11 protein-coding genes are annotated in these 14,749 nt (G+C 49.5%); 5 read left to right on the forward strand and 6 right to left on the reverse strand.

Annotated features, from left to right (window positions below; translation table 11 throughout):
* Positions 1 to 173: 173 nt before the first annotated feature.
* From NSS64_RS25100 to NSS64_RS32835, 5 genes are all read left to right on the forward strand, one after another.
* Positions 174 to 905, forward strand: a complete 732-nt coding sequence (locus NSS64_RS25100; protein ID WP_341141926.1) for a hypothetical protein — start codon at positions 174 to 176, stop codon at positions 903 to 905.
* A gap of 405 nt (positions 906 to 1,310) precedes the next feature.
* The gene (locus NSS64_RS25105) at positions 1,311 to 2,087 is read left to right on the forward strand and encodes a methyltransferase (protein ID WP_341141927.1); all 777 of its coding nucleotides are present in this window, start codon (positions 1,311 to 1,313) and stop codon (positions 2,085 to 2,087) included.
* Between the two features lie 253 nt (positions 2,088 to 2,340).
* Entirely contained in the window at positions 2,341 to 4,179 is a 1,839-nt protein-coding gene (locus NSS64_RS25110) for an HSP90 family protein (protein WP_341141928.1), read from the forward strand.
* The gene (locus NSS64_RS25115) at positions 4,180 to 5,238 is read left to right on the forward strand and encodes a hypothetical protein (protein ID WP_341141929.1); all 1,059 of its coding nucleotides are present in this window, start codon (positions 4,180 to 4,182) and stop codon (positions 5,236 to 5,238) included.
* Positions 5,239 to 5,456: 218 nt separating this feature from the next.
* Positions 5,457 to 5,531, forward strand: coding sequence for a putative holin-like toxin (locus tag NSS64_RS32835; RefSeq protein ID WP_442792678.1), 75 nt, complete (start codon positions 5,457 to 5,459; stop codon positions 5,529 to 5,531).
* Between the two features lie 210 nt (positions 5,532 to 5,741).
* Here the strand turns inward: NSS64_RS32835 and NSS64_RS25120 are convergent, their stop codons facing one another.
* The 6 genes from NSS64_RS25120 to NSS64_RS25145 form a co-directional block, all read right to left on the reverse strand.
* Positions 5,742 to 9,779 carry an S-layer homology domain-containing protein gene (locus tag NSS64_RS25120; protein ID WP_341141930.1) on the reverse strand — a complete coding sequence of 1,346 codons (4,038 nt, stop codon included), beginning with the start codon at positions 9,777 to 9,779 and terminating at the stop codon, positions 5,742 to 5,744.
* Between the two features lie 369 nt (positions 9,780 to 10,148).
* Positions 10,149 to 11,192 carry a hypothetical protein gene (locus tag NSS64_RS25125; RefSeq protein ID WP_341141931.1) on the reverse strand — a complete coding sequence of 348 codons (1,044 nt, stop codon included), beginning with the start codon at positions 11,190 to 11,192 and terminating at the stop codon, positions 10,149 to 10,151.
* Positions 11,193 to 11,237: 45 nt separating this feature from the next.
* Complete coding sequence (locus tag NSS64_RS25130; protein WP_341141932.1) at positions 11,238 to 12,071, reverse strand: FkbM family methyltransferase; 834 nt, start codon at positions 12,069 to 12,071, stop codon at positions 11,238 to 11,240.
* A gap of 39 nt (positions 12,072 to 12,110) precedes the next feature.
* Positions 12,111 to 12,923 carry an ABC transporter permease gene (locus NSS64_RS25135; RefSeq protein ID WP_341141933.1) on the reverse strand — a complete coding sequence of 271 codons (813 nt, stop codon included), beginning with the start codon at positions 12,921 to 12,923 and terminating at the stop codon, positions 12,111 to 12,113.
* 4 nt (positions 12,924 to 12,927) lie between these two features.
* Positions 12,928 to 13,737: an ABC transporter permease gene (locus tag NSS64_RS25140; protein ID WP_341141934.1), complete on the reverse strand. Its 810-nt coding sequence runs from the start codon at positions 13,735 to 13,737 to the stop codon at positions 12,928 to 12,930.
* Positions 13,715 to 14,719, reverse strand: coding sequence for an ABC transporter ATP-binding protein (locus NSS64_RS25145; protein WP_341141935.1), 1,005 nt, complete (start codon positions 14,717 to 14,719; stop codon positions 13,715 to 13,717). Before NSS64_RS25145 ends, NSS64_RS25140 begins: the two co-directional genes overlap by 23 nt.
* Positions 14,720 to 14,749: the final 30 nt, after the last annotated feature.

Consider the following 14,749-nt stretch of genomic DNA (forward strand, 5'->3'; position numbering starts at 1 on the left):
TTTGTTTGGCCCATTTCAGCACCTCATTCTATAAAGTCGTTCTCTTAAAAAATATTTCCAAAGTCCCCTTACTATTCCTAGAACTTTCCGCCGTTGACTATGGAATGCTTAAAATCCGCCTTGCATATAGTGAATCGTAACTAGAAAATCGTGACGAGGTGAACGGAATGCTTGTGAGAGACATAGAAAAAGCGCTTAATGCAGCCGAACAAACGGGTGTGGTATTTGGAAGCAAGGCATTGAGCAAAGGAGCGTTGGTCCATTTATGCCGGCGTCTGGATAACAACCGGACTTGGCGGATTCTGGAATTAGGCGGCGGATTAACTCCGCATTTTTGGAACGAGATCGTGACTCAGGAGCTACTACCTATCTCCCTGATTACGGTGGAGCATGACCTGAACTTGAGCAATACCTGGAAGGAAGCTGAACTTGGGAATGGCTGTATTGAGTTTCATACACAGCCTTTGAAGAGTCTGACGGATGAGGAATGGAACGAAATCTTCTCATGCCCGGATATTGCCTTGTCCGTATGGAATTCCTATGGACTGCCTGTTCCGACGGATCAGCATAACCACTACACCATCCGGAATACCTTCTATGCTGATGTGGATATGCTCCCGCTGGAAGACGATTCCATCGACGTTATGATTCTGGACGGCCCTCACGGGAACGGACGATCCTTGGCCTACCCTCTGTTTTACAAAAAACTGAAGCCGGACGCTTTCGTTCTGGTTGACGACTATGACCACTACCCGTTCATGGATGATCTGCGGAGGTTCTTCCAAGTCGAGGAGATTTCCCGTGAGGGAAAGGGAGATTACCGGTGGCAGCTGTGCCGTTTGGCTGGCAGATGTCCGCAACCCGTCCCTGTAAGTGAGCCTTCCATCGCATCCCAACTGGTCTGAACATACCGATTTGCGCACAAAAAGGACCTGAAGCTCTGTTTCAGGTCCTTTTACATTTCACTACATACCAATTGAGATTCCCGAACGTTTTGTTGCCAAAGCGTCGGGGTCTGAAGTGGTCTCTCTACGCTATTTGACCGTGGATCGTTCAGAGAATGACCAGTGGCGTTTCACAAGGTGTTTCTGACCGGCAATTCTGTGCTGAACAAGTCCGTGCTTGGTGCGGGCGTGCTGGTGTATTGATTCCAATCCAATATACGTAAATAGACCGCTAACCGCCAGAGGTTTGCGGTCTATTTATTGAAGAGTAGCACTTATAGGCAATAGATATAAACTAAATAGCAATTATATATTTCATTTATAAGCTGTACATCACTATACTGGATTTCAAAGGAGGGGAAGCCCATGACTCACTCGACTTCCAATAACCAATGGCAGGCGGACACGTATGATCACAAACTGGACTTTGTCTCCAAAATGGGCGGTGACCTCCTCTCGCTGCTACAGCCTCAACCTGGTGAACGCGTGCTGGATATCGGCTGCGGGACGGCCGACCTGACGGCTAAGATCGCGGCAGCCGGAGCGGTGACGGTCGGCATCGACCTGTCGCCTGAGATGATCGCACGCGGCCGCGACAAGTACCCGCACCTGAATCTGAGCGCCCAGAATGCGTACACTTACCGGGCAGCCCAACCCTTCGACGCGGTATTCTCCAACGCAGCATTGCACTGGATGAAGGACGCGCACGCGGTCGCGGTGACTGTGGCAAGCGCGCTAAGAGACGGCGGGCGATTCGTCGCCGAGTTCGGCGGCTATCGCAACGTCGCTGCTCTCGTGAGTGCGACCGAGAGCGCACTGATCGCGCATGGCTATAACCCGCAAGGACGCAATCCGTGGTACTTCCCTACCATCGGCCAATATGCGGCAGTACTGGAGGAGCATGGCTTCCTCGTGACGCTGGCCCAGCATTTTGAACGGCCTACACCCTTGCACGGTGAGAGCGGAGTCCGTGATTGGCTGGACATGATGGCCGATGACTTCTTCTACGATGTCAACGCGGAGCACAAGGCAGCGATCTATCAAGCAGTAGAAGATCAACTGCGGCCGGAGCATTACCGGCAGGGGCAATGGATCGCAGACTATCGGCGGCTGCGCATCTGCGCGGTGAAGCAGGCCAACTGAAATCAGACGACAATCACCCCATTTTAGCTTAGGCGAAATTTCTCAGATTGCCGGAAAACCCGGGTCATAAGGACCCTGGGTTTCTTTTATTTTTAAATAACTACCTGCTCACGGGAAACAAGGCGATTGGCAATATCTGTTTCTTACAAGGCCGCTTCTGGGTAATTACATAAGGCATTATGCGCCAACATAGCCTCTAGTTGTTGGCATGAAGCACAACCAATATGATTACAGAATAGGAGAACATACAAAGATGGAGAACCAAAACCCGGATACGTACCGCTTTCAGGTGAATTTAAGCGGTATGATCAACATTTTGTCTAACCATTTGTATAGCAGCCCCAAGGTATTCTTAAGGGAGCTGCTCCAGAACGGCATAGATGCAATTACTGCACGGCAGGCTTATTCGCCGGAAGGATACGAGGGCAAGATTCATATCGAGGTCAGCGGGACTTCCACCGGGGCGACTTTATTGGTCGAAGATAACGGAATCGGGTTAGACGAGGCTGAGATTCATGAGTTCCTGGCCATGATCGGACAATCCTCCAAGCGGGGCGGGGACTTCCTCTCCACCAATACCTCTTTTATCGGCCGGTTTGGCATCGGGCTGTTGTCCTGCTTCATGGTGAGTGACGATATCGTCATGGTTACCCAATCGGCCAAGGGCGGCCCTGCACTGGAATGGCGCGGGAAGCCTGACGGCACTTATACGATCCGCAAGCTCGAAGGGCAACATGCTCCGGGCACCAAGGTTTTTTTGCGTTGTAAGGAAGGCTCTGAAGCTTACTTCGAGGAAAGCAATCTGCAGGAAGGGCTGTTCCATTACGGCGCTCTGCTGCCTTATCCTATCCAACTGGTGTCGGACCGCAACACCCGTCTGATTAACCCGCTGACTCCGCCGTGGATCAAAGATCCGCAGCTGGCCCGGAAGCATCGTGACGAGGTGCTGGCCTTCGGCAAGCAGGTGCTGGGGGAGACGTTCCGCGATTTCATTCCCCTGCACACCGCCTCGGGCCGGACGGGAGGCATCGCCTTCATTCTGCCGCATGCGGTGAATCTGAACGCCAAACGCAATCACCGGGTATACCTGAAGCACATGCTGGTCTCCGAAGCTGCCAGCAATATCCTGCCGGACTGGGCGTTCTTCGTGAAATGTATGATCTGGACCGATGAGCTGCAGCCCACTGCTTCCCGGGAGCATTTCTACGAGAATGCCCAGCTGGAGCAGGTGCGGGAAGTGCTGGGGAATGCCATTCGTCAGGAATTAATGCGGATGGCCGAGTATGACCCGGACCGCCTGCAATCGATCATTTCACTGCATGCCTTATCCATGAAGGCTCTGGCAGTGGAAGATTCATCTTTCTATTCTATCATTCACGAGTGGTTGCCGTTTGAGAGCACATATGGCAGAAAGACGCTTGGCGAGCTGAAGCAGCAGCCTCCCCTGTACTTCACGGCCACGCTGGACGAATACCGCCAGATTACCCACGTGGCTTCGGCCCAATCCATGCTGGTGGTGAACGGCGGGTATATCTATGATGCCGAGCTGCTGTCCCAGCTTCCGCTCATTGACCCGGATGTGCAGACGGAACGGCTGCTGCCGGAGGAGGTGTCGTTATCCTTTACAGACATTACCCCTCAAGAGCGTCTGGACTACTATGAATCTGTAAGACTCGCAGACAGTGTCCTGCAGAAATTCCGCTGCCAGGTGCAGCTGCGCCGCTTCAAGCCTGAGGAGATTCCGGTGCTCTACACGCTGTCTGAGGAGTCCGCCCAGTGGCGTGTAATGGAAGCGACCAAAGAAGTGAGCACCGATGCCCTGGCCTCCGTGCTGGGCAGCCTGGGCGCTTCCCTTAAGGAGACGGCATACGCCACACTCTACTTCAACCTGAATAACCCTGTCATTGAGAAGGTGTTCCATCAGGGGAATCAGGCCACGCTGCCTTCTATTGTGGAGATGCTGTACTGCAATGCGCTATTGATGGGACATTATCCGATGAACCGCCAGGAGATGGCGCTCCTGAACCAGGGCATTATTCAATTTATTGATTGGGGATTGACCGCCAATCAGGCCACAGGAGGAGAGAAATAGATGAACCTTACCGAGATGGATTTCGATGATTTGATGGAAGAAGCCTATGGCCTGCCGGGAGGCAAGGCCAAGCTGGAATTGCTGGAGCAGGCGGTACGGGTAGCAGATGCCGCAGGAGATATCGACCAGGGCTATGAGGCCCGCAGCGAAATCGTAGAGCTGGGCAGCTTCCACGGGTATCCGATGAAGGCGCTGGTCGCCTTCTCGTGGCAACTGGGACAGTATGACAAGAACCCCGGCCGGTTCGATGATTACAGTCTGATGTGGTCGTACAAGTGGGTGCTGGACCGCATTACCGCTTTTGCAGATATTAGCCGCACTCAGATTGAGAACCTGCTGGAGGATATGAAGACCCGCTACGAAGCCGAAGGCTACAGCAGCCGGACCTATCACTATTACCGGGCGAATATTCTCGAAGATTTCGGGGAGCTGGACGCTTCACAGGCCGAATGGGCGATTGTCCAGACCATGGACCGGGACGAGATGAGCGATTGTGAGGCTTGTGAGCAGCATGGGCTGGTAGAGTTCCTGTCGAAGCAGGGAGACGACGAAGCAACCGTAAAGGCAGCCGAGCCGATTCTCAAGGGCCGGATGACCTGCGGTGAGGTCCCGCATGTGACCATTACGAAGGTGCTGTTCCCTCTCCTGCGGCTGGGCCGCCAAGCGGAAGCGGATAAGCTTCAGAAGAAAGGCTATAAGCTGGTCAAAGGAAACCGCGACTTCCTGCATCATCAGGGAGAGCATATTGGTTACCTGACCCTGACCGATCCAATCAAAGCGCTGGAGGTCTTCGAAGAATATATCGCCTCCTCACTCGATCATGAGAACCCGGCCGATCAGATGATCTTCAATGCCTACTCCGCCAAAATGTTCCGCCGTCTGGCGGAAGAATCCATCCGCTTCCAGATCAAGCTTCCAGCCGGGCACCCGTGTGAGCGCCAGTCCGAAGACGTCGCTTCGCTTGCGAAGTACTTCAAGCAGTTGGCTCTCGCCACAGCGGAGAAGCTGGATAAGCGGAACGGTAACGGCTACTATACTGAGCTGCTGGAGAAGTTGTAGGTTGTGTTCCGACGGCGGTTTGTAAGAACAAACGTAAATAAGAGCAGCTCCCGTATTGGGGGCTGCTCTTTGTGTATTTTAAATACGCATTTACGTCAAAAATTCTCCAAATTTAGGTAATACCGAGGCATTTGATATGTTATACTGATTGAGCAATAGAATAGGCTTAAAAGGGACGGTCGGCTATCTCTCTCAGAAGGGAGGGATGCCTTGTGACAGTGTTTGAAGCAATCATGCTGATGCTAACCTTTGGTTTGCTTATCGTAGCGCTGCTGTCCAATACACACAAATAGACCGCCCCCCTGCAAAGGTATGCGGTCTATTTGTCGTATCCTATTTGCCTGAGGCCTACCGCCCTTGAAAGCGGCTATTGCTCTAGAGAGTCGTGTTAGCGCACGGCTCTCTTAGTATTGTACGCCCGTTCTGCTTCTACTATACCACAGGTGTTAACGCATGTTAACAGTGGTTAACAAATTTTAACACCTTTTCACGTAGCGAATCCCTTACTTATTATACAACCTGTAGAGGAATACAGCAGCTTCTGCTCTAGTGGTGTTGCCAGCCGGATTGACCTTGTTGCCGCTGCCTTCGATGAGCCCTTCCTTCACCATGGCGGCTACGCTGTTCACCGCATAGGAAGCCACTTTGGACTTGTCGGAGAATTTCTCCAGATCCGCAGCTGTACCCTGGGTATTCAGCTTCTTCTCCAGCTTCAGGGCTCTCTCGGTCAACACCATCATGTCTTGTCTGGTGATCTTAAGAGCGCTGCCGAAGCTGCCGTTGTCCAGGCCATTTGTAATCCCAAGCGCTTTGGCCATTCCAATCTCATTATAGTAGTAAGCATTCTCCTGTACATCGCTGAAGTTTCCATTGACCTTCGCAGTCAAGCCAAGTGCCCTGACGAGGGAGTACAGGAAATCTGCTCTACTGATATCTGCCGACGGATGGAATACCTGTCCCTCTGTCTTGAGAATATCCTTGGATGCAAGGACTTCGACCGCGTTCTTCGCCCATGCTGTCTTTCCGAGATCTGTGAATGTCTTGGATACATAAGCTACTGCGAAATCGCCGAGATGAGTAGTTGTGAAGGTTACCCTACCGGTCTTGGAATCATAACGTCCGCTCGGTACGGTTAGAACATTTCCATTTCCGTCAATATACCGGATAACAATCAGTTCAGGATTCTTCAATTCATCCGCAGACGGCTGGTAAGGTACGGATACGGTAACAGGTGCACCAGGATTGCTCCAGGCCGTTTCTTTTCCGTCCGTCTTAAGGCTAAGCTGAAGGATCGGTCTATCGCCTAGAGCCGCCTTTACTTCCGCCGGGAGCCCCGACTTGTCGCCTTTTCCAATCTCCAGTGATACTTCCTTGCCACTACTTTCAGGTGTGCCTGTCAACATATTACCGGAAATAACGACCTGACCGAATTCGGTCGAAATGGTCAGTTTGTTATCCTTGGTTCCGCCGGTCAGTGCTGCAGCAGGCAAGCCTACCGAGTATGATTTCACTCCTTGCACGGCAGGGATGTCCAGCGTCACATTTTTCCCAATGAATTCCTTTGCTTGTGCCAGATCTGCTACCTTAACCATTGCGGTTCCATTGTTCGCTGTCGCCTGCATGGTTATTGTCTGACCCTGTACCACTGGAGCGGAAGGGGCAGGCGTTGCAGATGCAACAGGTGCAGACGTTGAATAGGTTCCACCAGGTGCAGGCGTTGCAGGCGCAGGTGTTGCTGGTTCAGGTGTTGGCGTTGGTGTTCCTGGTTCCGGAGTGGACGGAGTCTCCGTCTTGCTGTTGGTGACTTTCAGGGTATACGTCTTGACCCTGCCGTCTGCCCCTGTGACCTCAATCTTTATATCTGTTTTGATGCCAGGTGTCAACGCTATAGCTTCGGAAGCTGTACCGCTGGTAACCGCCTTATCGTTCACTTTAAGGGTTGACCTGCTGTCTGCCGCTGCTGCTGTCACAGTAATGCTGCCGGCATCCTTCAGGGACACCTCGTATTCTGTGGTTGCTGCGTTGAATACAGGCTCGAGTGTTCCCGCACTTAGTGTCAGGCTGCTGAGGTCTGCATTCACGCTATTAGGCGTATAGACTCCAAGATCGCCAAGGTCGATTTTATTATTCTGAATAGTCTGATATTCGCCTGCAAAGTAATCATCCAGATACGAATGTCCCAGAATGAACCTGTCCGGCTTCATAGCACCATAGTAACCGGCATTTGCATTACTCTGACCGTCAAACAGGACATAGCTTCCCTGCCATCCGGAACCGGTTACGCCCCAGCTGATGATGTGATCAATATACGGGGCGAACTTGTTAAACATTTTGTAGAGCAGTGCGTACTGATAACCAAGGGCGTCCGACTGTCTGACATTAAGCACTGCTGGAGCGGTTGCGCCTCCTCCTGGAGCATCGGTCGGCACCTTAAGGTCAAGCTCTGAGTAGGTAATACCCGACAACAGACCACGGTCAACGAGTGAGGCATAAAGGGCCATCGCATATTGGTTGTCACTGGCAAGGGTCTTACCCACCGCGTCATGTCCCTGGATCCCGATGTCTTCGATCAGGGGTCTTCCGTCATACAGCGGATCAGAGCGCCATGCGGTATTTAATTCGAGAACCATGTTATATACGGTTCTAGCTTTACTACGGGTGGCAACCCCGTAATCGTTGTAGGTCAGCTTCGGAGGATTGTCAACGATGTAACTGTCAATGCTGCCTTTAGTATCGTGTCCATCCAGCTTCATGTACTCTGGAAGGTTAGCGTAATTGGCTTTGTAAGCTTCCGCCATCTTGGCGTTGGGGGCCGCGATGTGCGCGTTCTTGAACAGCAGATAGATGTAATGGCTGGTGATATCGCCGCCAATCTCATCATCTGACATGGCAACAAGCCAGTTGGTGTGCTTCAGGCTCGTTCTCCAGCTGTTCGGATCCTCAAGGATAAGCTCGCTGTGGCGGCTCTCGTGTACCTCTTCGTTGAGTACATCCCAGGAATTGAAGGGAATGACGCCACGGGATTCGCTGGAGCCGTACTTCGTATCTGTGGTCAGGAAGTGCCGCATCACATACATCGTATGGTTGAACTGCACTCTTCTCGCCATTTCTTTGTCTACCTTAACCGTGGTTGTGACACCATTGCCAAGTCCGTAGAAATCGGCCCCCCCGGTATAACCGGAAGGAAGGTTCGCAGGAATCATCTGCGCCATCCAACCAGGTGCCTGGTTATACCATGCCAGAACATGGCCGTGCGACTTGTACTGCCCGGGAGTTCCAGAATCTCTGATCGCCTGATAAGAGTTGGTAGGGAAGCTATACTCCGCTAAGCCAGGGGCAGTGGTTGCGCCGTTCATGGCCTCGCCGTTCACATTCTTCAGCCATTCCGGACCACGGGGATGGGTGCCATCGGCCTTCAGATTGTTGCCGTCAACGAAGATCTCATAGTGATTGGCTCTGGTTCCGTTTACAGGTCCGGTGCCGATCGCGCCGACCATGAACAGGCCATTCTCCTTATTGTAAAGACTCTTTAGAGGCGCTACGACACTCTGGTGTTCCTTATTGACTACGCTCGGAAGCGCAACACCCTTCGGATCAGGTGCGGTAATCTCAATGTTAGAGACTAGCAGCATACCGGTTTCTTCAGGACGGGCATTCTCCCCATGAAGCTCAAGAATGAAATTCGAGGAATTGCCCGTTGAGGCGGTAATACTGTGATGCGCCTTCAACCAGGATTCGCCGTTGTAGCTGCCCACCCAGTCAGGATTCAAGTTGTTGTACTGGTATTCCCTGAGGTAGCTGTCGAGGTTATCGCTGGCATTTCTGACTCTCCATCTCATGAATTTGCCTTGCGCACTCTTCGGATAGTAGACATCGAATTCAATCGTTGATCCCGCTGTGACATTGACGGCAGGGGACAACGGGGATTCCAGACTGATGCCGCCGAAGGTGCTTTTGCCGTTATGGGCGTAATTAATCTGAAGCACTTCCGCTTTCCCTTGGGTATCTGCAAAAGGATATGCGATCGTCTTGAATGTCCCACCGGCAAAGTCGGCCGGGACACGGTTATCCAGCGGAGTTCTTGCCTTCCAGGCATTCGTAGGCGCGGTAACTTTTACAGGAACCTTACCCGGACCAGGATCAAGCCGGAAATAGGGATCAGAGCCGTCTGATTTGATATTTGCAGTGAAATTCATTATGGCTTCTTTCAGCGTTGCAATAGCTTCGCCCGCCGGAGTGTTCGCATTACGCGCAAGCTCAAGCGCATCATTAAGAGCTTGGAGTTCGTCTACATGCACCCAGGGCAAAGCCCGGTTCACATCAGAACCGTAGACGGAACCATAGACAGACTGGCTGACTTGGAGCGGGAACTCCGCATTGCCGGTTTTTAGAGCTTCGGCTTGCGCAATGAGGCCGCTCAGTTCAACGGACGGTTCCTCTCCAGCCGCAGCAGCCGGGACGGGAGTATACGTGAAGATGGAGAACAACATGATGAGTACGAGAAGGCGGGAGATGCTGACTACATATTTTCTACTGTTCATCTAAGTTTGACTCCTTTTCTTATGGAGATTCTTACCCTTGGTTACGCCAAGTCTGGCTTGACAGTCAATCCCGCACCTCCCTCTGAACCTAATGGCAGACAATGTTTGTAAACGCATTCACGAAAGCGGATGATTAGGCTGTAACAGCTTTCATATTAGCAACTGGAAGGGAAAGTCTAAATACGGGAAATGCACGAATGATTTTAATATATTACGAAAATAGACACACTTCTCAGCTCACCCTGCCAGAATAAAGGAGAATATGGTGTGGGAATGGAATATAGGGCAAAAGCAAAAAGACCGCCCCCTCTCGCAAAGGTATGCGGTCTATCTGATACTCTACCCGGTTAACTGACTCACATTGTTGGTTCAGCTTTTCAATCTTGCAGCCTCTAACATTAAATAAAATTGATGATGAAAATGCACTTCATTCGTATATATTTTTGTAAATAAACCCATGCACTTATCTATGATTTCCCCAGTGAACGTTTGGGACACGATGGCTTTATTCGAATAGAACCTTACTGCCTTCCAGTCATTAATAATTTGGTCCAGTAACGGGTCAAGCGTATCTTTGGCATTGATAGGATCAAGGTTGTATTTATAGAGCGTATTTAACCTGTATTTCTCAGAACATTTTCTATAAATAGTACTGCTTAGTGTTTCTATAATCGTTTCATTGGTTAGAATGAGCTCGAAATGTTCTGCCAACAACAATATATTATTCAAACTTTCCGTGATTTCATGTTGATACCTGAACATATTCTCCACATATTTATGGATGTTGGTGTGTGCTGACTTCTTATGGTTCGAGCTCTCATGATCACCGGGGGACACTAGTGCATATTCCCAAAAGTAGTCTGGCATCTTTACGTGTTCCGGAGTCAGGCAGGACAATTTAAATTCTGAAAAGGGTAAAGAATATTGTCTGTATTCTGTAATATCATCAACCGTATATATTTCCCCGTTCGTAAGATTGAAGCCATAGACAAAAACAGGATGCAGTCCATGTTTTTTGTTATAGTAGAAGTCTCTCCCGCGTTGATAAAATAAATCAATAAAAATGGAAATCGGATGACCATTAGAAATAGAGTTTATGATTTCATCTTGTAAAGTATCTAATGCCGGAGATTTTCTGCGAATAGAGATGCCCATTTCCTCAAGGATCTGATCTCCCTCCTCAAGTTCCAACACCTCTAACTTGAAATATCCTCTTGTTTGTATTTTTTGTTCATTAAATCTATAAATACTAATGACATTATTCAAAATCGGCAGCTCAGCTTTTTCGAAATAATTGGCAAGCGTTAATAACAAATTGTAGTCGCAACTAAAGTATGGAAAATTATGATGAGGAAACATTTTGGTCATGCCGTCGAAGGGTTGAAAGCTGTCCAGGGAAATAATATCTTCCATACAATATTTCTCCTATACTAAAATTATTGTCGATATTAAAGCTATTCACCTTTGATTCAACGCGTACACATTATAGTAATTTGGGATATTCAAGTCTTCATAGTAATCGATCGAGACATGGAAGCCGTTGGTTCGGAAGATGTTTTCAAGCCTGCTGATCTGTTCTCCGTCCAGTCCGTGTACCTCCATTACAATTTGCCTGATTTTGCCCCAATCCTCCGGACGGATGCCTTCCAGCACCTCAAATTCACTTTTTTCCACGTCGATTTTGAGCAGATCAATTGGGTTCAGATCGTAATAGCGGATCATTTCGGAGATCGTAGTTAGCTTGCAGCGATAGATTTGTTCATTCAGAAGCCTCGGCGACATCAGATGATCAACAAATCGGTTTAGCATTCGCGGGTCAGGGAAATCATCTCTGTAATGGTTGATTAACCCGTACCGGAGATCCTGATCGTGGTTCTCCCGGTATTTGATCTGGACAGAATCCGTGGACATCGTAGGGAAATAGGCAAACTCCGCTTCCTTGATCTCATTGGACAGCCCAACATTAACCGTCGTTACACGAGGCAGCAAGCCCGTATTCATCTTCAAGAGTTCAAACGTCGGAGGCAGTGGCTCAAAGGCATACACCCTGCAGTTGCTCTTGCTGCTGACATATAGGGTGAACATGCCGATATTAGCCCCGACATCCATGACCGTGCCATGATCCGGGAGCGTAATCCCGTGCTTGAAATACATCTCCTTGTGGAAAATCTCGTTGTAGAGGAACTCGGTCTCGCCTTCATTGTTTTGATAGATTTCGATCCCGTTGTGCAGCCGTTTCGTGGAAATGGCTTCTGTCTGCGCTGAAAAGCTCTTGTGCTCGATCCTGCTCATTCGATTCACCTTCTCAACAATTTGTTTTTTGGCATTTCTCTAACTGCTGGCGCTCTCATAGTGTCTGACGGCCAGCTTCCAGAACAGCCTGACCACTACAAGCGATATCACAGGAGCTGCAAAAATCCATATCCCAAGGAACAAGTCCAACCGGTCGATCAAATAAACCGATGGCATGTTGGTGATAAACAAGATAGGCACGACATACAGTCCTATTCTCCGCAGCCATTTGGGGTATATGTACATCGGCATATTATTCAAATCCCAGCATTTGTCCAGTATGTCGAAGATCGCACCGGACTTCACCGTCCAGAAGGCAAGAATCTGCGGAAGCAGAAGCACCGAGTAGGTCACGATCGTGCTGCTCAAGATCACGCCGATATATCCGGCCAAGTGGATAAAGCTTGGTTCGATGCCAAGCCGCTGCCAGGCTATTACGATCATCGTGATCCCGGCGATCAGGTTCGGAATCGGAAACGCGAAGTTCACGTGCCGTAATGAAATCATGAATTGCAGCGATAGCGGCTTCGTCATATACAAGTCCAGCGTCCCGTTGCGGATATGGCCGGCGAATCTATAAAAGTTATCCATAAACAGTCCAGTATAGATTGCGATCATAATCGTATAGGTCCCGGTGAAGATCATCATCTGGTCAGGAGAAATTCCATTAATTTCGATCCCCAGCTGGTAAACGAAGATGATATAGATCAGCTTGGAAAACAGAAATACGGTCTCCATGATCAAACCGGAGTAGAAATTCGCTTTGTATTCCATGTAACCGACCAAGCTGTTCTTTGCGAAAATAAAATACATACGTACATGCTTCCGAATCTCAGACAAGCTGATACTCACAGATCTAACCTCCAACGGCTACATATTTCTTCATCCCGGAATCCCAAGACAACTTGGAAATGATCATAAGCACAATGACCCAAACCGCCTGTAAGAGGAGCCCGGGCACGATTTCATGAATCGTCAAGCTCCCATTGATGATCTTAACCGGGAAGAATACGACATACTGGAACGGCAAATAGCTGGAGATTCTGGCAAACGTATCTCCGAAAATATTAAGCGGAAAGATGGCGCCGCTTAGCAGGTATACGCCTTGGTTGAACGCGATAAAAACGCCCCAAACCTCAGTAATGATGAACGCGAGCGCGCTAATCGAATAAAAAAGAAGAAAGTTGATGAGCAACCCGAACAGAATACTGACCAGGAACATCACGATCTGCCCCGCTCTAAGCTGAAACTCCCAAATCTGAGTAAACACGATCATCAGGATGACGAATAAGACAAGGACGACCCCGGTCTGAACCGTTTTCCCCCCGAAAAAATTGCATATCCGATAACTGAAATAATGAATGGGCTGAGCGATAAATTTGCTCAGTCCACCCGTCTTGATATCATTCGCGATCTCCCCTTCGAAGCCGGCAGAAACCAGCTTGGAGACGACGCCGGACAACACAGAATAAATGATGATCTGCGAATACGAATAGCCGTTAATGATCTCTTGCGGCGAACTGCGAAACACAGCCGTCCAGAGAAAGCATTGGACGAGTATGATGAAGCCACCGCTGATGATACTCATCAGGAAATCAGTCCGATATTCCATCGCATTCTGAAGCGCAAGAATGTACGTCCGTTTATACTTTTGCAAGGCTTTCATGTCTGACCCCATCTTTCTGATATAAGCTTTCTATGCCTCGCTCGACAGGTATATCTTCAACTGTGAAGTCGAGGATCGGGAACCGGTCCAGCATCATCTTGGAAAGCCGCTGGAGATCATGCTTATCGATCTCCATGATGGCATTCATGCCGTCATGTTGAGTAATAGTGCCATAGTCGCTTAGCGCTTGTCTCGGCACTTCGTCCGTAAATTGCAGCTTGATGATCTTTTTGGCATGGAACAGCTCGTTCACACGCCGAAGATCACCGTCGTATACGATCTTCCCTTGATTGATGATGATCGTTCGTTTGCACAGATCCTCAATATCCGCCATGTAGTGGCTTGTCAGAATGACCGTTGCCTTCGTCTGCTGGTTATAATACTTCAGGAACTCCCGAATGCGCTTCTGCGAAATCAGATCGAGTCCGATGGTAGGCTCATCCAGAAAAATCACCTTGGGCCGGTGGATGAGCGATGCAATGAGCTCCATCTTCATCCGTTCTCCCAGCGAGAGTCTCCGTACCTGAATGTTGAGCAGGTCTTTAACATCAAGCATCTCTGTAAGCTCATCCAGGACAAGGTTGTAGGGCTCATCCTCGACCTCATAGATGCATTTGTTCAAGTACAACGATTCGTTCGCCGGTAAATCCCACCATAACTGCGATTTCTGCCCCATCACGATCGAGAACTGCATCTTGAATTCTTTCTTTCGTTCCCAAGGGACATAGCCTAATACATTCGCCTGCCCGCTTGTCGGATACAAGATGCCGGACAGCATCTTAAGCGTAGTCGTTTTGCCGGAACCGTTCGGGCCTAAGAATCCGACCATCTCGCCTTGCTCGATGACAAATGATATTTCGCTAACCGCTTCTTTAATCAGTGATTTCCGGTTCACTAAATTTTTCAGAGATTTTTTGAGTCCCAATTCTTTTTCGTAGTATTTGAAGCTTTTGGATAAGCGTTCCACTTGGATAATGCTCACTGGTGCACCTCATTTATGTTCATTTAGAAT

The sequence above is a fragment of the Paenibacillus sp. FSL H8-0122 genome, assembly GCF_038005345.1.
Classification (GTDB): domain Bacteria; phylum Bacillota; class Bacilli; order Paenibacillales; family Paenibacillaceae; genus Paenibacillus_AQ.